Source organism: Streptomyces sp. NPDC054842 (genome assembly GCF_053611025.1).
Genome location: NZ_JBSGZN010000049.1, coordinates 1 through 18,305 on the forward strand (window position 1 = coordinate 1; position 18,305 = coordinate 18,305).

Here is an 18,305-nt window from a genome sequence, read left to right on the forward strand (position 1 = left end):
AAGCGGGCCGCGGGTTCCGGACAGACGCGTCTGTCCGGAACCCGCGGCCCGCTTTTTCGTCCGCTCCCCCGCCGGGCGGCGGGCTACAGCCGCTGGCCGCGCAGCAGGAACCACGCCGCCACGGCCGTGGCGAGCAGCACCGCGGCACCCACGCCCGAGGCGAGCGCCAGTCCCTCGACGAAGGCACCCCGGGCCGAGGACAGCATCGCCTCGGCGGTGTCGGCCGGCAGTCCGGCCGCCGCCTCGACGGCGCCGCCGAGGGATTCACGCGCCGCGGCCGGAGTGCCCGCGGGGCCGGCGAAGTCCCGGTAGACGCCGGTGACGATCGAGCCGAGCACCGCGATGCCGAGGGCCGCGCCGAGTTCGTACGCCGTCTCGGAGACCGCGGACGCCGCGCCCGCCTGCTCCTTGGGCACGCTGGAGAGGATCACGTCGGCGGTGACGGTGAACGAGAAGCCCGCGCCGATGCCGACGACCAGGAGCGCGGCGCCGATCAGCGGATAGCCGGTGGACTCGTCGAGCAGGGTGAGCACCGCGAGCGCCAGGCCCACGGCGGCCAGACCGCCGGAGACGACCGCGCGCACCGAGAAGCGCCGGGCGACCGTGCCCGCGATCAGGCCCGCCGCGACCGCGCCGACCGCGGCCGGGATCTCGGCGAGCCCCGCCTCGAACGGCGCCCTGCCCTGCACGAGTTGCAGGTACTGCGAGAGGAAGAAGACCAGCCCGGACAGGCCGAGGATGGTCAGCAGGTCGGCGAGCACGGCCCCGGAGAAGCCGCGGTGGCGGAACAGCCGCATGTCCAGCAGGGGTGCGGGCAGCGTGAGCTGACGGCGCACGAACCCGAGGAGGGCGGCGGCGCCGAGCAGGCCCACGCCGGCGGACGTCCAGGTCAGCCCGTGCGTGGCGGCCTCCTTGACCGCGTACACGATGCCGATCATGCCGACCAGGGAGAGGACGACGCTGATCAGGTCCCAGGGGCCGGGGTTCGGGTTGCGCGACTCGGGCAGCAGCTTGATGCCGACGAGCACGAGCACCGCCATCACGGGCAGGTTGATGAGGAAGACCGAGCCCCACCAGAAGTGTTCGAGCAGGAAACCGCCGACCACCGGGCCGACCGCCGTGCCGGCGGAGGCGGTGGCGCCCCAGATGCCGACGGCGAGGCTGCGTTCGCGCGGGTCGTGGAAGAGGTTGCGGATCAGGGCGAGCGTGGCGGGCATCAGGGTCGCGCCCGCGACACCGAGCAGCGCCCGCGCCAGGATCATCATCTCCGGTGTCGTGGCGTAGGCGTTGAGCACCGAGATCGCGCCGAACGCCGTGGCGCCGACGAGCAGCAGCCGCTTCCTGCCGATGCGGTCGCCGAGGCTGCCCATGGAGACGAGCAGGCCGGCGATGACGAAGGAGTAGACGTCGCCGATCCAGAGCAGCTGGGTGCCGGAGGGCTGCAGGTCCTCGCTGATGTAGGGCGTGGCGAGGCCGAGGACGGTCGCGTCGACGGCCACCAGCAGCACGGCGAGGACGAGGACGGAGAGGGCGAGCCAGCGCCCGGGGCGCCGGTCCACCTCCTCCGCCGCCGCAACGGTCCGCTGCTTGGTGCCGGTCATGGTTCCACTCTCCGTAGTGCGCCGCCGAGCAGCAGCTCGACGATCATGAATTGGAAGTCGTTGGCGGCCACCCGGCCGTCCATCACGGCCCAGGCGCCGGAGCCGATCAACCCGTAGAGGGCCTCGGTGAGCCAGGCGGGGGTGAGGTCGATGCGGAACTCGCCGCTGTCCTGGCCGCGCCGGAACAGCGCGGCGATCCGGGCGTCGAGCCGGGCCCAGCCCTCGTGCTGGGTGTCGCCCTCGAACAGCTGGTTCTCGGTGACCAGGAAGGCCAGCAGGCCGGCCGCCGGCTCGATCTCCCGCACCAGCCGGCGTACGGCCTCGCTCGCGGGGCCCTCGTCCAGCCGGGCCGCGTCGAGCGCCCCCTCGCACTCCCGGATGCCCAGGTCCTCCAGCGCGCGGACCAGGGCGTCGCGCCCGGCGAACTGGCGGTGCAGCGTGGCCCGGCTGATCCCGGCGGCCTTGGCGACCTCGTCCATGGTGGCGGTGGCTTTGCGGGTCAGCAGGGCTGCGGCGCTGCGCAGTACGTGGTCACGATCGACGGCCATGAGACAAGAGTAGCCCAGGTGAGACAGTTTTGTCTCACGCGAGGCACGTGAAGCTCACCGTCGCGGGGTGCGGCGATGCGTTCCGGTGCTCAGTGCCAGGGCAGCTGCCCGCGGCGCTCCCAGTAGGCGTTCGGGTCCTCGGCGAGTGCGTCGAGCCGGGCCGACCGGTCCTCGTCGAGCGTGACGACGGCCGCGTGCAGGTTGGAGGCGAGCTGGCCGGTGGTCGCCGCGCCCGACAGGACGACGTCGGCCCACGGCCGGTGCAGCACGGCGGCGAGGGCGACGGCGTCGGCGGTCAGCCCCGCCTCCCGCGCGATGTCCTGGACCGCGTCCGGCGCGTGCGGGGCGGCCAGGCGCCCGTTCGCCATGCCCTCCTTGACGATCACGGCGAGCCCCGCGGCGTGCGCCTCGGCGAGCGCGGGCCCGGCCGAGGTCTCCAGCACGTTGTACGTGGCCTGGACGGTGCGGAAGAGGGGCTCGCCGTCCACCGTGACGGCGAGCGCGGCGCGGATGGCGTCGGCCTGGGCGGGCCCGCTGGTCGAGAACCCGATGGACAGTCCCCCGGCCGCGGCCTCGGCGAGCCGGGCGTGCAGCTCCTTGTCGGTGAGGGCCGGGCTGTCCGGGGTCACCGAGTGGATCTGGTAGAGGTCGAGACGGTCGCCGAGCAGCGCGGCGGTCTCGGCGCGCTGCCTCTCGTAGGTGGCGAGACCGTGGTCCTTGACCTCGTGCGCCTCGGCGTCGGTGCGCCAGTCGGCCGTGTAGGTGTAGCCCCATTTGCTGCCGACGACGACATCGTCGGCCTCGGGCCGGGCGCGCAGCCAGTCGGCGAGGAACTCCTCGGAACGGCCGTAGGAGCGGGCCGCGTCGAAGTAGCGCACGCCCTGGGCGTAGGCGGCGTCCAGGAGTTCGTGGGTGCGCTCGCGCAGGGCGTCGACGCTGCGCTCCGCCGGCAGGTCGTGCTCCCGGCCGAGGGTGATGTAGCCGGGGCGGCCGACGGCTGCGAGGCCCAGGCCGAGGTGGGCGGTGGGCGTGGTCGCCGAGGCGAGTCGGGCGAAGGGCATCGCGGGCTCCGTGGGGGTCGGCTCCTTGACGGCTTGCGACCAACGTAACCCGCGACGCCCTCACGGAACGCGGGGTGCTACTTCTTCGCGGTGGCCCACGCGTGCTGCGCCGCCAGGTCCGCCTTGACCTCGGCGAGCTGCACGGCGACCGCGCTCGGCGCCGTGCCGCCGCGGCCGTTGCGGGAGGCCAGCGCCCCGGGCACGTTCAGGACGCCGCGCACCTCCGGCGTCAGGTGCGGGGAGATCTTCGCGAACTGCTCGTCGGTCAGCCCGTCGAGCTCGACGCCGTCGGCCTCGGCGACCTTGACGCACTCACCGGCGACCTCGTGCGCGACCCGGAACGGCACGCCCTGCCGCACCAGCCACTCGGCGATGTCGGTGGCCAGCGAGAAGCCGGCCGGGGCCAGCTCCTCCATGCGCTCGCGGTTGACGGTCAGCGTGGCCATCATGCCGGTGAACGCGGGCAGCAGGACCTCCAGCTGGTCGCAGGAGTCGAAGACCGGCTCCTTGTCCTCCTGGAGGTCGCGGTTGTACGCCAGCGGCAGGGCCTTGAGCGTGGCCATCAGGCCCGTCAGGTTGCCGATGAGGCGGCCGGACTTGCCGCGCGCCAGCTCCGCGATGTCCGGGTTCTTCTTCTGCGGCATGATCGACGAGCCGGTGGAGAAGGCGTCGTGGAGGGTGACGAAGGAGAACTCCTTCGTGTTCCAGATGATGATCTCCTCCGCGATGCGGGAGAGGTTGACGCCGATCATCGCGGTGATGAACGCGAACTCGGCGACGAAGTCGCGGGAGGCGGTGCCGTCGATGCTGTTGCCGGAGCTGCCGTGGTCGAAGCCGAGGTCCGCGGCGACCGCCTCCGGGTCCAGACCGAGGGAGGAACCCGCGAGCGCGCCCGAACCGTACGGCGACACGGCGGTCCGCTCGTCCCACTGGCGCAGCCGCTCCGCGTCCCGGGACAGCGACTGCGCGTGGGCGAGCACGTGGTGGGCGAACAGGACCGGCTGGGCGTGCTGGAGGTGGGTGCGGCCGGGCATCGCCACGTCCGGGTGGGCCTCCGCGAGGCCGACCAGGGCGTCCTGGAGGTCGGCGATCAGGCCGCCGATGATCCGCGCGTGGTCGCGCAGGTACATCCGGAAGAGGGTCGCCACCTGGTCGTTCCGGGACCGGCCGGCACGCAGCTTGCCGCCGAGGTCCGGGCCGAGACGCTCCAGGAGGCCGCGTTCGAGAGCCGTGTGGACGTCCTCGTCGGCGATGGTTCCGACGAACTCGCCGGAGGCCACGTCCTGTTCGAGCCGGTCGAGTCCGTCCAGCATGCGGCTGAGCTCGTCGGCCGTGAGCAGGCCCGCCTTGTGCAGCACGCGCGCGTGGGCACGCGAACCGGCGATGTCGTAGGGCGCCAGCCGCCAGTCGAAGTGGACGGACGCGGACAGCTTCGCCAGGGCCTCGGCGGGACCGTCGGCGAAACGACCGCCCCAGAGCCGTACGTCACCGCTGTTGCTGCTCACTTGCTGTGCTCCTCAAGGCTGTGGGTGTGCCGTCGCCTCCCCGCGCGTGCGGGCGGGGAGGCGGACTTCACGCTGTCGGTCGGACGGGGTCCCGCGTGGCGGCGAGTTCGGACGACAGGTGTCCCCCGGTGCGCCGGCCGGCGGCGACGGTGGTGGCCGGACCGCCCGGCGGGTGACCGCGGCGCGCTCCGTCACGGTGTCCCCTTCGTCCCGCGAACCCTGCCATGCATGAGTATGCAGAACTCTGCATGATTCGTCAATCGAGCGCCGCGCGGGATCGTCGCCCCGTACCGGACGAGTCGAGCACCGCGCGAGGGACTGCCGTCCCGTGGCGAACGACCGGGCGGCGGGAAATGTAACCCGCAATTCCTTAGACAGGCGAAGAATCGTGCCCGATAATCGTTAGACATGGGAAAGACTTACGCACGCATCGACGGCAGACTGCGCACGTTCATCGAGGCGCAGCCGATCTTCTTCACCGCCACCGCGCCCCTCTCCGGGGACGGCACCGTCAACCTCTCGCCCAAGGGACTCACCGGCTCCTTCGCGGTGATCGACGAACTGACCGTCGCCTACCTGGACTTCGCCGGGAGCAACGCCGAGACCATCGCGCATCTGCGGGAGAACGGGCGCATCACCCTCATGTGGTGCGCCTTCCAGGGCCCGCCGAACATCGTGCGCGTGCACGGCCGGGGAGAACCCGTCTTCCGCGACGACCCGCGCTTCCGGGAACTGCTGGCGCACTTCCCGCACATCGACGCGACGCAGCACGGCCTCCGCGCGGTCATCGTGGTCACCGCCGACCTGATCCGCGACACCTGCGGGTACGCCGTCCCGTTCATGTCGTACGACGAGGACCGTGACCTGCACGCCAAGCGCTTCGCCCGCGAGGACGACGCCTCACTGGACGCCTACTTCCACAAGAAGGACCACGTGGCGACGAGCCTGGACGGCCTACCGGGGCTGCCGTTGCCCCTGCCCCCCAGTACCGTCTGAGCCATGCGCCTCGCTGCCGCCGCACTCGCGTCCGCGTCCCTGTTCGCCCTGGCCCCGAGCGGCCCGCCCGCGCTCCCGGAGCGGATGGCGGACACCGGCGGCGGCAGCCAGCTCATCACCGCCCGGGCCTCCCGCGCGTCCGCCACGACCGGCACCGTCACCTGGTGGGAGCGGCGCCGCGGGCACTGGGTCGAGGCCGGTTCCGCGCCGGCCCGCTTCGGCGCCGCCGGGCTGACCGAGGGCTCCTCGCGGCGCCAGGGCACGAACACCACCCCCACCGGCCTGTACGACCTGCCGTACGCGTTCGGGATCAAGGCCGCGCCCGGCGGGACGGCCACTCCCTACCGCCGGGTGCACCGCGACTCCTGGTGGTGCCAGGACAACGACTCCCGCGCCTACAACCGCTGGACCGAGCCCCGCCCGTCCGACTGCCGGGCCGCGGAGTCCGAGCACCTGATCTCCTACCGGGACCAGTACGCGTACGCCTTCGTCATCGGGTTCAACTACGAGCGGCCGGTGCGGGGCCGGGGCGCCGGCATCTTCCTCCATGTCGACGGGCGCGGGCCGACCGCGGGCTGCGTGTCCGTGCCGGCGCCGGCGATGCGGCGGATCCTGCGGTGGGCGGACCCGGGGCGGGCGCCGCACATCGCGATCGGGACGGCGCGGGGGGCGACCGCGATCACGCGCTACTAGCCACGCCGCCGGGATCGCCCCCGGCGGTACTCCGCGCGTGCCGGGCGCCGGTCCTCGTACCGGCAGGGCTCACCGGCGCGGCAGTTCTCCGCGGACCTCTGAACGGACCGCCGTCACGGGCCGTATCTCTGGGCCAGGGGGCCATTCCCCTCGCCCCGTCCCCACGGAGGAACACGGAGGAACCGTGTCCACGATCGCCGGTGGCCGCGCCGCGCGGCGCCAGACCATGCGCCGTATCCGCCCTCGACGCTCGCCCGCCGTCCCGTTGCTGATCGCCGTCTGGGCCGGTGCGGCCGGGGTGATCTGGCTGTGGTGGAGCAACACCCCGTCCATCGCGGACGGCAGCGGCAAGGTGCTCAACGCCGGCCGGATCACCGGGCTGCTCGCCGGGTACCTGATGGCGCTCGTGGTGCTGCAGATGGCCCGGGTGCCCGCGCTGGAGCGCCGCGTCGGCTCGGACCGGGTCGCCCGGTGGCACGCGATGAGCGGCCGCTACACGCTCTGCCTGGTCGTCGCCCACCTGGTCCTGATCATGTACGGGTACGCGCTGCAGGCCGGCCGCACCTTCACCGGGGTCGTCCAGCAGACCGTCGACTCCGTCGAGCAGCTTCCGGACATGGGCAAGGCGGCGATCGGCACGGGCCTGCTGCTGTTCATCGGGGTCATCTCGATCGGTCCGGTCCGGCGCAGGATCCCGTACGACCTCTGGTACCACGTGCACCTGCTCACGTACGCCGCCGTGTTCCTGACGTTCTGGCACCAGCTGTCCACCGGCAACGAGTTCGCCGTCGAGCCGACCGCGCGGACCGTCTGGTACGGGCTGTACGGGTCGGTGACCGCGCTCGTCCTCTGGTACCGCGTCTTCGTGCCGGTCCGGCTGAACCTGCGGCACCGGATGCGCGTCGAGGCGGTCATCGAGGAGACGCCCGGCATCGTGTCGGTGCTGATCCGGGGCCGCAGGCTGCACCGCATGGGCGCCGAGGCGGGGCAGTTCTTCCGCTGGCGCTTCCTCGCGCCCGGCATGCGGCTCAGCTCCCACCCCTACTCCCTGTCGGCGGCGCCGCGCCCGGACATGCTGCGGATCACCGTGAAGGCGATCGGCGACCACAGCGCCGCACTGCGCGACCTGGAGCCCGGCACCCGCGTCTGGGCCGAGGGGCCGTACGGGGCGCTGACGGCGGCCCGGCGCAGCCGCGGCAAGGTGCTGCTGGTCGCGGGTGGCGTGGGCATCACCCCAATGCGGGCGCTGTTCGAGACGCTGCCCGGCGCGTCCGGCGACCTGACGCTCCTGTACCGGGCCAACAGCACGCAGGACCTGGCCCTCTGGGACGAACTCGCGGCGATCGCCGAGGAGCGCGGGGCGCGGCTCATGTACGCGGTGAACAGTCCCGACGGGGAGCGCCCTGACATCTCCGCGGAGACCCTGAAGCGCAAGCTGCCGGACATCGAGCGCCACGACGTCTTCCTGTGCGGCCCGCCCGGCTTCGCGCAGCAGGTGTACGAAGCACTGCGCGGCGCGGGGGTTCCCGCCCGCCGCATCCATCACGAGTCGTTCGAGATGTGAGCGACGGGAGTCAGGAGCGATGAAGAAGAGCCACCCCATTCGGCGCGTCGTGCTCGCCACCGCCGCCACCGTGTCCGGGATCGTCCTGCTGCTGTCGCTCAAGCCCGCGTCCGATCCGGCCGCCGCGTCGGCGGGCGGGGCGCCCCAGCAGTCGGTGGCGGGGCGGGAGTCGCCCCAGGGCGGCGGCGAGCAGCAGTCGTCGCAGGCCCGCACCGTCACCGGCGACGCCGCCACCACCCAGTACGGGCCCGTCCAGGTACGCCTCACCCTCGCCGACGGAAAGATCACCAAGGCCGAGGCCGTCCAGGCACCCAGCGGCGGACGCAGCACCCAGATCACCGGCGACGCCGTACCCCGCCTCAACCGGGAAACCGTCACCACCGGCACCGCCGACATCGACACCGTCACCGGCGCCACCTACACCAGCACCGGATACAAGCAGTCACTCCAGTCCGCCCTGGACAAGGCGGGGTCCACCGGGGGCGGGGCGCCCGCGTCGAAGGCGCCCGCCGCCCAGGCCCGCACCGTCACCGGCGACGCCGCCACCACCCAGTACGGGCCCGTCCAGGTACGCCTCACCCTCGCCGACGGAAAGATCACCAAGGCCGAGGCCGTCCAGGCACCCAGCGGCGGACGCAGCACCCAGATCACCGGCGACGCCGTACCCCGCCTCAACCGGGAAACCGTCACCACCGGCACCGCCGACATCGACACCGTCACCGGCGCCACCTACACCAGCACCGGATACAAGCAGTCACTCCAGTCCGCCCTGGACAAGGCCGGTGGCTGACACGGTGGCCGAGCCGGCGCGGACCCCCGGCGTGGTGCGGCACGCGGAGGAGGTCATGGGGACCGTCTTCTCCTTCGACGTCCGCGGTGGGGAGCCCGCCGCCGTGGAGGCCGCGCTGCGCGAGGCCGTGGCCGGGCTGCACCGGGTGGACGAGCTGTTCAGCACGTACCGCGAGGACAGCCAGGTCTTGCAGCTGGCCCGCGGGGAGCTGACGCCGGCGCGGTGCGATCCGGTGGTCACCGAGGTGCTGGAGCTGGGCGCCGAGGCCGAGCGCACGAGCCACGGCTGGTTCAGCCTCCGGTACGAGGGCCGGCTCGACCCCACCGGGATCGTCAAGGGCTGGGCCGCCGAGCGGGCCGCCCGGTGTCTCGCGGAGGCCGGGGCGAGCGGGGTGAGCGTCAACGGCGGCGGGGACGTGCAGCTGCTCGGCGCGCCCGGGCCGGACCGGTCCTGGCGGGTCGGGGTGTCGGACCCGCTGCGGCCGGGCGGGCTGGCGGCCGTCATCTCCGCCGCCGCCGCGGACGAACTGGCCGTCGCCACCTCCGGCACCGCCGAGCGCGGCGACCACATCGTCGATCCCCGCACCGGACGGTCCGCGGTCACCGACCTGGTCGCCGTCACGGTCGTGGCGCCCCGCCTGACCTGGGCCGACTGCTGGGCGACGGCGGCGTTCGCGATGGGGTCGCGGGAGGGCCTGAGCTGGCTGGAGTCCTTGCCGGACGTGGAGGCGCTGCTCGTCACGGCGGGCGACGAGGTGCGGTGCACCAGCGGGCTGGCCGGGCGCCTGGGGTGACCCCGGCCCCGTGACTCCGGCCCCGCCGCCTGCCGTTCCGGTCCGGCGGTCGGCCCCCGTACCCCTGCGCCCGCCCGGGCACGATCTCCTCGCACCCCTTCCCGGTCGCGCCGCGAGGCCCCGGTGCGCGCGTCGGGTCAGTGACCGTTCTGGGCCAGGCGCAGCAGGTGGTCCGCGAGCGCCTGGCCGCCGCTCGGCTCCCGGCTGATGAGCATCAGGGTGTCGTCACCCGCGATGGTGCCGAGGATGTCGTGCAGTTCGGCCTGGTCGATGGCCGAGGCAAGGAACTGCGCGGCACCGGGCGGCGTCCGCAGGACCACGAGGTTCGCGGACGCCTCCGCGGAGATCAGCAGCTCGGCGGAGAGCCGCCGCATCCGCTCCTCCTTGGCCGACTCGCCCAGCGGCGCCCGCGGCGTGCGGAATCCGCCCTCGCTCGGCACCGCGTAGATCAGGTCGCCGTCGTTGTTGCGGATCTTGACCGCGTTCAGCTCGTCCAGGTCCCGGGAGAGCGTCGCCTGGGTGACGGTGAGCCCGTCGTCCGCGAGAAGCTTCGCCAACTGGCTCTGGGAGCGCACCGGTTGCCGGTTGAGGATGTCCACGATCCGGCGGTGGCGTGCGGTGCGGGTCTGCGGCACGGCAGGCCCCGCGTGCTCGTGCTCGTGCTCCTGCGCCTGACTCATCGTCGTCTCATTCTCCGGATCGTCCGTCCCCGTCGAGGGCGTCGAGGACACCGGGCAGGGCCCGGAGGAACGCGTCCACGTCGTCCTCGCCGAGGTTCAGCGGCGGCATCAGCCGTACGACATCGGGGGCGGGCGCGTTCACCAGGAGGCCGGCGTCCTGAGCCGCCTGCTGCGCCCGGGGGGCGAGCGGCTCGGTGAGCACGATACCCAGCAGCAGCCCTGCGCCCCTGACGTGGTCGATCAGCGGGTGCCCGAGGGACTCGATTCCGTCGCGGAGCCTCTCGCCCGCCCGCTTGACGTTGTCCAGCAGCCCCTCGGACTCGATCGTGTCGAGCACGGCGAGGCCCGCGGCGCAGACGACGGGGTTGCCGCCGAAGGTCGTGCCGTGCTGGCCCGGCTTCAGCAGCTCGGCCGCGCGGCCGAAGGCGACGGTCGCGCCGAGCGGCAGGCCGCCGCCGAGGCCCTTGGCGAGGGTCACGACGTCCGGCAGGACGCCCTCGTGGGCCTGGTAGGCGAACCAGGACCCGGTGCGGCCGATCCCGGTCTGCACCTCGTCCAGGACGAGCAGGCTGCCGGTGGCGGCGGTGATGGCGCGGGCGGCCTTCAGGTAGCCGGGGGGCGGCACGACGACGCCGTTCTCGCCCTGGATCGGCTCGATGATCACGAGCGCGGTGTCCTCGGTGACCGCCTCGGCCAGGGCCTGCGCGTCCCCGTACGGCACGTGCGTGACGTCGCCGGGCAGCGGCAGGAACGGTTCCCGCTTGCCGGGCTGGCCGGTGAGGGCGAGCGCGCCCATGGTGCGGCCGTGGAAGCCGCCGTCCGTCGCGACCATGTGGGGACGCCCGGTCAGCCGGCCGATCTTGAAGGCGCCCTCGTTGGCCTCGGCGCCCGAGTTGCAGAAGTAGACGCGGCCCTCCCGCCCGAAGAGCTGGAGCAGCCGTTCGGCGAGGGCGACGGGCGGCTCGGCGACGAAGAGGTTGGAGACGTGGCCGAGGGCGGCGATCTGGGTGCTCACGGCCTCGACGACCGCGGGGTGGGCGTGCCCGAGCGCGTTGACCGCGATCCCGCCGACGAAGTCGAGGTACTGGTTGCCGTCGGCGTCCCACAGCTTGGTGCCGGCGCCGCGGACGAGGGGCAGGCGCGGGGTGCCGTAGTTGTCCATGAGCGCGCCCTGCCAGCGCTGGGTCAGGTCCTCGTTGGCGGTCATGCGGCGTCCCCCTCTTCCTCGTCCGGCACGACCATCGTGCCGATCCCCTCATCGGTGAAGATCTCCAGCAGGATCGAGTGCTGGACCCGGCCGTCGATGACGCGGGCGGTGTTGACGCCGTTGCGCACGGCGTGCAGGCAGCCCTCCATCTTCGGCACCATGCCGCTGGCCAGCTCCGGGAGGAGTTTCTCCAGCTGGCTCGCGGTGAGCCGGCTGATCACCTCGTCCGAGTTCGGCCAGTCCTCGTAGAGGCCCTCGACGTCGGTCAGGACCATCAGGGTCTCGGCACCAAGAGCCGCAGCGAGTGCCGCAGCCGCCGTATCAGCATTGACGTTGTAGACATGTCCGTCGTCCTGGGAGCGGGCGATCGAGGAGACGACCGGGATCCGGCCGTCGGCGAGCAGTGCCTCGATCGCGCCCGTGTCGATCTCGGTGATCTCGCCGACCCGGCCGATGTCGACGGACTCGCCGTCGATGCGCGGCCGGTGCCTGGTGGCGGTGATGGTGTGCGCGTCCTCGCCGGTCATCCCGACGGCGAACGGCCCGTGCTGGTTGAGCAGTCCGACCAGTTCGCGCTGCACCTGCCCGGCCAGCACCATGCGGACGACGTCCATGGCGTCCTCGGTGGTGACGCGCAGGCCCGCCTTGAACTCGCTGACGATGCCGTGCCGGTCGAGGGCGGCGCTGATCTGCGGTCCGCCGCCGTGCACGACGACGGGCTTGAGGCCGGCGTGCCGCAGGAACACCACGTCCTGGGCGAAGGCGGCCTTCAGCTCGTCGTCGATCATCGCGTTGCCGCCGAACTTGATGACGACGGTGCGGCCGTGGTGCCGGGTCAGCCAGGGCAGCGCCTCGATGAGGATCTGCGCCTTGGGCAGGGCGGTGTGCTTCCGCGTGGTGCTCATGAGGAGTACGCGCTGTTCTCGTGGACGTAGTCGGCGGTGAGGTCGTTGGTCCAGATGGTGGCGGTCTCGTCGCCCGCGGCGAGGTCGGCGACGACGTGCACCTCGCGATAGCGCATGTCGACCAGTTCGCGGTCCTCGCCCACGCCGCCGTTCTTGCAGACCCACACGCCGTTGATGGCGACGTTCAGGCGGTCCGGTTCGAAGGCGGCCCGGGTGGTGCCGATGGCGGACAGGACGCGGCCCCAGTTGGGGTCCTCGCCGTGGATGGCGCACTTGAGGAGGTTGTTGCGCGCGATGGAGCGGCCCACCTCGACGGCGTCCTCCTCGCTCGCCGCGCCGACGACCTCCACCTTGATGTCCTTGCTGGCGCCCTCGGCGTCCCGGATCAGCTGCTGGCCGAGGTCGTCGCAGACCGCTCGTACGGCCTCCGCGAACTCCTCGTAGCCCGGGGTCAGTTCAGAGGCACCGGAGGCCAGCAGCAGGACGGTGTCGTTGGTGGACATGCAGCCGTCGGAGTCGACCCGGTCGAAGGTGACCCGGGTGGCGTCGCGGAGCGCCCGGTCCAGGGTCGCGGTGTCCACGTCGGCGTCCGTCGTCAGGACGACGAGCATGGTGGCGAGGCCGGGGGCGAGCATGCCGGCGCCCTTGGCCATGCCGCCGACGGTCCAGCCGTCGCCCTGGCGGACCGAGGTCTTGTGGACGGTGTCGGTCGTCTTGATGGCGATGGCGGCCTTCTCGCCGCCGTGCTCGGAGAGCTGGGCCGCGGCCAGCTCGACTCCGGGGAGGAGCTTGTCCATCGGCAGCAGCACGCCGATCAGGCCGGTCGAGGCCACGGCGACCTCGCCCGCGTTCAGGTCGAGGGTCTCGGCGGCCTTCTCGGCGGTGGCGTGCGTGTCCTGGAAGCCCTGGGGTCCCGTACAGGCGTTGGCGCCACCGGAGTTGAGGACGACCGCGGAGACGGTTCCGCCCTTGAGGACCTGCTCGGACCACAGGACCGGCGCGGCCTTCACGCGGTTGGAGGTGAAGACGCCCGCGGCGGCGAGGCGGGGCCCGTTGTTGACCACGAGGGCCAGGTCGGGGTTGCCGTTCTCCTTGATCCCGGCGGCGATGCCCGACGCCGTGAACCCTTGTGCTGCCGTGACGCTCACGGTGCGACTCCGATCGTGGAAAGACCCGTGTCCTCGGGAAGCCCGAGGGCGAGGTTCATGCTCTGGACGGCACCGCCCGCGGTGCCCTTGGTCAGGTTGTCGATGGCGCTGATCACGATGATCCGGTGCGCGGCGGCGTCGAACGCGACCTGGATCTGAACGGCGTTGGAACCGTGGACGGACGCCGTGGCGGGCCACTGCCCCTCGGGCAGCAGGTGCACGAACGGCTCGTCCGCGAACGCCTTCTCGTACGCGGCCCGTACGGACTCGGCGGTGACGCCGGGCAGGGCCTTGGCGCTGCACGTGGCGAGGATGCCGCGCGGCATCGGCGCGAGGGTCGGCGTGAAGGAGACCGAGACGGGCGCGCCCGCGGCGGCGCTCAGGTTCTGGATCATCTCGGGGGTGTGCCGGTGGCCGCCGCCGACGCCGTACGGCGACATGGAGCCCATGACCTCGCTGCCCAGCAGGTGCGCCTTGGGTGCCTTGCCCGCGCCGGAGGTGCCCGAGGCGGCGACGATCACGGCCTCGGTCTCGGCGAGCCCGGCCACGTACGCGGGGAAGAGCGCCAGCGAGACGGCCGTCGGGTAGCAGCCGGGCACCGCGATGCGCTTGGACCCCTCCAGCGCGGCGCGGGCACCCGGCAGTTCGGGGAGGCCGTAGGGCCAGGTCCCGGCGTGGGCGGAGCCGTAGAAACGCTCCCAGTCCGCGGCGTCCTGGAGCCGGAAGTCGGCGCCCATGTCCACGACGAGGACGTCCGGGCCGAGCCGCTCGGCGACGGCCGCGGACTGCCCGTGCGGCAGCGCGAGGAACACGACGTCGTGGCCGGCGAGGACCTCGGGGGTGGTCTCCTGGAGGACGCGGTCGGCGAGGGGCAGCAGATGCGGCTGCAGTGCGCCCAGGCGCTGGCCCGCGTTGGAGTTGCCGGTCAGAGCGCCGATCTCGATCCCGGGGTGGACCAGGAGCAGACGCAGCAGTTCCCCGCCCGCGTACCCGCTCGCTCCCGCCACTGCCGCACGTACCGCCATGAAACCCTCCTCCTGGATGGCATGACTATACGTTTCGCTGCACGTTTATGCAATCCGATCGAGTGCACGACGGCCGCGAGACGCACCGGGGCGCGGGAACCGCCCGCCGGTTCCGTCGGCGGCTCCCCTGCGGACGGGGTGCCCCGGCGGAGGCCGTCGGCGATCACGCGCCGAATCTCACGCGCCCTGCGTGATCCCGGCACCCTACGATCACCCGGTACGGCTGCCGAGGGGGCGGAAATGCGGGAACCCGACTTGACCGACGACGGAGCGGCGGCGGAGCGGCGGCTGTCGCGGGGAGAGCCGCTCGGGGAGGCGCTCTCCGTCGCGGACCCCGGCGCCTGGCTCGCGCTGGACGCGGACGTGCGCGCGGCGCCCGGTCGGCTGCTGCCGTACCTGCCGCGATGGCACGGCCCCTCCCGGCTCACCGACCCGGCCGGGCTCGACGAATCCCGGCTGGCCCTCTACCTCTGCCACTACGACGGGCGGGTCCGTCACGAGGCGGTGCGCCGGGCGGCCCGGTACCCGGGGCTGCTGCCCCTGCTCGTGGTCCGCTGCGCCGACTGGGCGGCCCCTGTCCGCGAGTCCGCCCGGCAGCTGCTGCGCGAGACGCTGGACGTGGACACGGCCCTCGCCGTCGCACCGCTCGTCCTCCGCGTCGGCCGCCGCGACAGGGGCGCCTTCGGCGTCGACCTGCTCGGCCGGGTCCTGCGCCGGGCACCCCGGGAACGGCTCGGGACCCTCCTCGCCGCCCGCGACCGGCCGGTCCGCAGGTTCGCGTACCGGCTGGCCGTCGAGGGCGGGCTGCTGGGCCCCGCCGAGCTGGCCCGCGCGGCGGCTCTGGACGAGGACACCGTGGTCCAGGACCTGTGCGCCTCGGCGGCGCTCACCACCGTGGGGGACGAGGACGCGTACGAGGAGGTGCTGCCGCTCCTGCTGGGCGCGCGCAACCCGCGTACCCGCTCGGCCGGGGTCACCGCGCTGCGGCGGGCGGGGCGTCCGGCGCGGGCGGAACCGTTCCTGGGCGACCGGTCGGCGCTCGTGCGGGCGTGCGCCCGCTACGTCGTACGGCAGCACGGAGGCGACCCGGCCGCCTGGTACCGGGAGCGGTGCGCGGCGCCGGAGGGTCTCGGTCCGCGGCCCGGTGCGGTCATCGGCCTCGCCGAGTGCGGGGAGAGCGCTGACGCCGGGCTGCTGTGGCCGCTCCTTGCGCACCCGGCGGACGGGGTGCGGGCGCGGGCGGTGGCGGGACTGCGGGCGCTGGACCGTGCGGACACGGACCGGTTGCGCCCGCTCCTCGGCGACCCGGCCGCCGGTGTCGTCCGCGAGGCGGCCGTCGCCCTGCTGCCGCACGTGGGGGAACTGCCCGCCGACTGGCTGCTCGCACGCACCGGTCCCACGTGGCCCCGGCACGTCCGCCTCGGCGCCCTGCGGCTGCTCGACGCGCTCGGCGGCCTGGTGGCGCTCCGGGCGGCGGTCGGTCTGCTGGAGGATCCGGACGAGAAGGTACGCATCCGGGCCGGGCGGTCCGTACAGGGCTGGCGGCCTCCGGCGCACGTGCGGTTCCGCGATCCGGAGGTGAGCGAACTGCTCGGCAGGAGCCGGCACGTGATGAGCGAGGTCGATCTGCGCGGCAAGTGGGGGGCCTAGGGCGGCGGTTGAGGACGGTGGGCGGTGCACGGGCTCCGGCGCTCCCGTGGGGCAGCGGTGCGGGACGCAGGCATGGCCGCGCCCGCCGACACCACCTCGCCACCGCTCTCGTGGGGCAGCGGTGCGGGACGCCGGCACGGGTTCCCTCCCGCCGACGGTGCCGGGCCCCTTGAGTCCCAACCCCTTGTGCGCGGACCGGCCCTCCTTGAGTCACCGCCCGCCGACGTTCCCGCCGGGGCCGAAGCCTTCTTGAGTCCCGGCCCTTCGTGCGCGGGCCGGCCCCGCTTGGCTCCCGGCCCGCCCGCGGCCGTCAGGCGGGCATCGGGGTGTCCGCGCCTAGCCCTGCGTGCATCCAGACGCGGAGAGGGCCGACGGGCTCGAAACCGTGGCGGAGGGCGGTCGTGAGGTCGGCGCCGTGCTCGTAGCCGACGACCGGCACGCCCGGGAACAGCCGGTGCAGGGCCTCCAGGACGAACGGCCAGGCCGTGTCCGGTCCGCCCTTCTCGGCGAAGACGTTGGAGACGCCGACCACCTGGTCACCGCGGCTGGCGACCGCGCCGGCGGTCACCCGGCCGTCCGGTGAGAACCCGGCGAGCACGTGGGTGGCCGGGTCGTCGAGCAGACCGGGACGGAACAGGTCCGCGTGCCCGTCCCCGTCGTCCCAGGCCAGCGCCCAGGCGCGCAGGGCTGCCGGGTCGCGCACCACGTCCCACGCGGGGCCCGCGACGGGCACGGCCGGTGCCGTCGCCGGGCGGTGGATCCACTGCGCCTCGAACAGCATCCGGAATCCCGCGGCCGTGAGGTCGAGGTCGGCGAAGGAGTCCTTGACCGAGGCGCCGGGCGCCGTGGTGTCGATGCGGGCCGTGAGCGCCTCCTGGTCGGCACCCGGCACGAGTGTCACGGCGTCCGGGTAGTACGGGGGCGTACGGGCGGGCGAGACCCACGCCTGTGCGGTGAACTCGCCCGCCAGGCCGTGCGCCCGGCTCATGGCTGCGCACCACTCGGCGTTGTTGCGGGCGGCGGACTCGGCGGGCAGCGGTTTCGGCATCGTCACGAGTGCGGATCCTGGCCCGACCCGGCCGGGCCCGTCCATCGGTTTTCGGGGACCTTCGGCGTCCGGGACCGGCCCAACGGCCCGCCGGACCGGCCCTCTTCGACGAAGGACCGGTCCCGTCGGGTCAGGCGGCCAGGACGGCCAGGTCGACCTCGCGGAGGCGGTCCGGTTCCGCGATCACGTCGATCTCGGTGATCCCGGCGTCCGTGACCGTGAAGGCGAGGACCAGGCGGAGCCGTCCGAGCGGCGCCATCACGAGGCCGACGCGCCCGCCGACCAGGGCCGGCTCGGTGGCCAGGGCGCGCTCCATGGCGGCCATCGCGCCCTCGGCCACGACGTGCGCGCCGCTGACGACGACCGGCTCCGGGCTCGGGACGACGGCCTTGTCGGCCCGCAGCACCACGTCGGGGTGAAGCAGGGCGACCAGCGCCTCGAAGTCGCCGCCGCGGGTGGCGGCGAGGAACGCCCCGACCACCTCGCGCTGACGGGCGAGGTCGGCGGCGGGGACCGTGCCGGGGCCCCTGACCCGGCGGCGCGCGCGGCTGGCGAGCTGCCGCGTCGCTGCCGGGGAGCGCTCGATCATCGCGGCGATCTCGTCGAAGGGCACGGAGAACAGGTCGTGCAGCACGAAGGCGAGACGCTCGGCGGGCGCCAGCGTGTCGAGCACCACCAGCATCGCGAGCCCGACCGAGTCGGCGAGTTCCGCCTCCCGCACGGGGTCGCCCCCCGACTCCGGCTGCACGGCCGGGTGCGCCACCTGCGCGTCGAGGGGGTCCTCGCGGCGGTGCTCACGCGACCGCAGCATGTTCAGGCAGACCCGGGCCACCACCGTGGTGAGCCACCCGCCGAAGTTCTCGACGCCGGCGACATCGGCGCGGCCGGCCCGCAGCCACGCCTCCTGGAGGGCGTCGTCGGCCTCGCTGAGCGAGCCGAGCATCCGGTACGCCACGGACCGCAGATGGGACCGCCGCTCCTCGAAGTGCTCCGTCAGCGAGTCGAGTCCGTCCACCGTGTCACATTCCTTCGTCGCCGGGTGTCAGGGAGGTAGATCCGCACAGCGCAGCCGAAAGTACCGGGAGAACGGC

The 18,305-nt window shown here is 73.5% G+C and carries 17 protein-coding genes; 6 read left to right on the forward strand and 11 right to left on the reverse strand.

Annotated elements, in window-relative coordinates; genetic code table 11:
• Window positions 1–83: 83 nt before the first annotated feature.
• From ACWGIS_RS29615 to argH, 4 genes are all read right to left on the reverse strand, one after another.
• A complete protein-coding gene (locus ACWGIS_RS29615) occupies window positions 84–1,601 on the reverse strand; it encodes an MFS transporter (RefSeq protein ID WP_453365534.1) in 1,518 nt (505 codons plus the stop codon).
• The gene (locus ACWGIS_RS29620; protein WP_453365535.1) at window positions 1,598–2,149 is read right to left on the reverse strand and encodes a TetR/AcrR family transcriptional regulator; all 552 of its coding nucleotides are present in this window, start codon (window positions 2,147–2,149) and stop codon (window positions 1,598–1,600) included. The genes ACWGIS_RS29615 and ACWGIS_RS29620 overlap by 4 nt, the downstream gene beginning before the upstream one ends.
• Before the next feature lie 89 nt (window positions 2,150–2,238).
• On the reverse strand, window positions 2,239–3,210 hold the full coding sequence (locus tag ACWGIS_RS29625) for an aldo/keto reductase (RefSeq protein ID WP_453365536.1): 972 nt from the start codon (window positions 3,208–3,210) through the stop codon (window positions 2,239–2,241).
• A 77-nt stretch (window positions 3,211–3,287) separates the two neighbouring features.
• Window positions 3,288–4,715: an argininosuccinate lyase gene (gene argH, locus ACWGIS_RS29630; RefSeq protein WP_453365537.1), complete on the reverse strand. Its 1,428-nt coding sequence runs from the start codon at window positions 4,713–4,715 to the stop codon at window positions 3,288–3,290.
• A 408-nt stretch (window positions 4,716–5,123) separates the two neighbouring features.
• Between argH and ACWGIS_RS29635 the strand changes: the two genes are divergently transcribed.
• From ACWGIS_RS29635 to ACWGIS_RS29655, 5 genes are all read left to right on the forward strand, one after another.
• On the forward strand, window positions 5,124–5,711 hold the full coding sequence (locus ACWGIS_RS29635) for a pyridoxamine 5'-phosphate oxidase family protein (RefSeq protein ID WP_453365538.1): 588 nt from the start codon (window positions 5,124–5,126) through the stop codon (window positions 5,709–5,711).
• A gap of 3 nt (window positions 5,712–5,714) precedes the next feature.
• Complete coding sequence (locus ACWGIS_RS29640; protein WP_453365539.1) at window positions 5,715–6,404, forward strand: L,D-transpeptidase family protein; 690 nt, start codon at window positions 5,715–5,717, stop codon at window positions 6,402–6,404.
• A 226-nt stretch (window positions 6,405–6,630) separates the two neighbouring features.
• The gene (locus ACWGIS_RS29645; RefSeq protein WP_453365580.1) at window positions 6,631–7,968 is read left to right on the forward strand and encodes a ferredoxin reductase family protein; all 1,338 of its coding nucleotides are present in this window, start codon (window positions 6,631–6,633) and stop codon (window positions 7,966–7,968) included.
• 19 nt (window positions 7,969–7,987) lie between these two features.
• The gene (locus ACWGIS_RS29650) at window positions 7,988–8,758 is read left to right on the forward strand and encodes an FMN-binding protein (protein WP_453365540.1); all 771 of its coding nucleotides are present in this window, start codon (window positions 7,988–7,990) and stop codon (window positions 8,756–8,758) included.
• Window positions 8,751–9,551 carry an FAD:protein FMN transferase gene (locus tag ACWGIS_RS29655; RefSeq protein WP_453365541.1) on the forward strand — a complete coding sequence of 267 codons (801 nt, stop codon included), beginning with the start codon at window positions 8,751–8,753 and terminating at the stop codon, window positions 9,549–9,551. The genes ACWGIS_RS29650 and ACWGIS_RS29655 overlap by 8 nt, the downstream gene beginning before the upstream one ends.
• Before the next feature lie 137 nt (window positions 9,552–9,688).
• Here the strand turns inward: ACWGIS_RS29655 and ACWGIS_RS29660 are convergent, their stop codons facing one another.
• From ACWGIS_RS29660 to argC, 5 genes are read right to left on the reverse strand one after another with little or no spacing between them, the layout of a single operon-like run.
• Window positions 9,689–10,231 (reverse strand): arginine repressor, encoded by a 543-nt coding sequence (locus ACWGIS_RS29660; RefSeq protein ID WP_389391073.1) that lies wholly within the window; start codon window positions 10,229–10,231, stop codon window positions 9,689–9,691.
• Between the two features lie 7 nt (window positions 10,232–10,238).
• Window positions 10,239–11,438: an acetylornithine transaminase gene (locus ACWGIS_RS29665; RefSeq protein ID WP_453365542.1), complete on the reverse strand. Its 1,200-nt coding sequence runs from the start codon at window positions 11,436–11,438 to the stop codon at window positions 10,239–10,241.
• Window positions 11,435–12,343, reverse strand: coding sequence for an acetylglutamate kinase (gene argB, locus ACWGIS_RS29670; RefSeq protein WP_453365543.1), 909 nt, complete (start codon window positions 12,341–12,343; stop codon window positions 11,435–11,437). The genes ACWGIS_RS29665 and argB overlap by 4 nt, the downstream gene beginning before the upstream one ends.
• Window positions 12,340–13,491 (reverse strand): bifunctional glutamate N-acetyltransferase/amino-acid acetyltransferase ArgJ, encoded by a 1,152-nt coding sequence (argJ, locus tag ACWGIS_RS29675; protein WP_453365544.1) that lies wholly within the window; start codon window positions 13,489–13,491, stop codon window positions 12,340–12,342. Before argJ ends, argB begins: the two co-directional genes overlap by 4 nt.
• Entirely contained in the window at window positions 13,488–14,516 is a 1,029-nt protein-coding gene (gene argC, locus ACWGIS_RS29680) for an N-acetyl-gamma-glutamyl-phosphate reductase (RefSeq protein WP_453365545.1), read from the reverse strand. The genes argJ and argC overlap by 4 nt, the downstream gene beginning before the upstream one ends.
• 240 nt (window positions 14,517–14,756) lie before the next feature.
• On the opposite strand from argC, the gene ACWGIS_RS29685 reads away from it, so the two are divergent.
• Complete coding sequence (locus tag ACWGIS_RS29685; RefSeq protein ID WP_453365546.1) at window positions 14,757–16,166, forward strand: hypothetical protein; 1,410 nt, start codon at window positions 14,757–14,759, stop codon at window positions 16,164–16,166.
• 310 nt (window positions 16,167–16,476) lie between these two features.
• Here ACWGIS_RS29685 and ACWGIS_RS29690 read toward each other — a convergent pair whose 3' ends face one another.
• Together ACWGIS_RS29690 and ACWGIS_RS29695 are read right to left on the reverse strand one after the other, a co-directional pair.
• Window positions 16,477–17,214: a hypothetical protein gene (locus tag ACWGIS_RS29690; RefSeq protein ID WP_453365581.1), complete on the reverse strand. Its 738-nt coding sequence runs from the start codon at window positions 17,212–17,214 to the stop codon at window positions 16,477–16,479.
• A gap of 130 nt (window positions 17,215–17,344) precedes the next feature.
• Window positions 17,345–18,157: a sigma factor-like helix-turn-helix DNA-binding protein gene (locus tag ACWGIS_RS29695; protein ID WP_453365582.1), complete on the reverse strand. Its 813-nt coding sequence runs from the start codon at window positions 18,155–18,157 to the stop codon at window positions 17,345–17,347.
• Window positions 18,158–18,305: the final 148 nt, after the last annotated feature.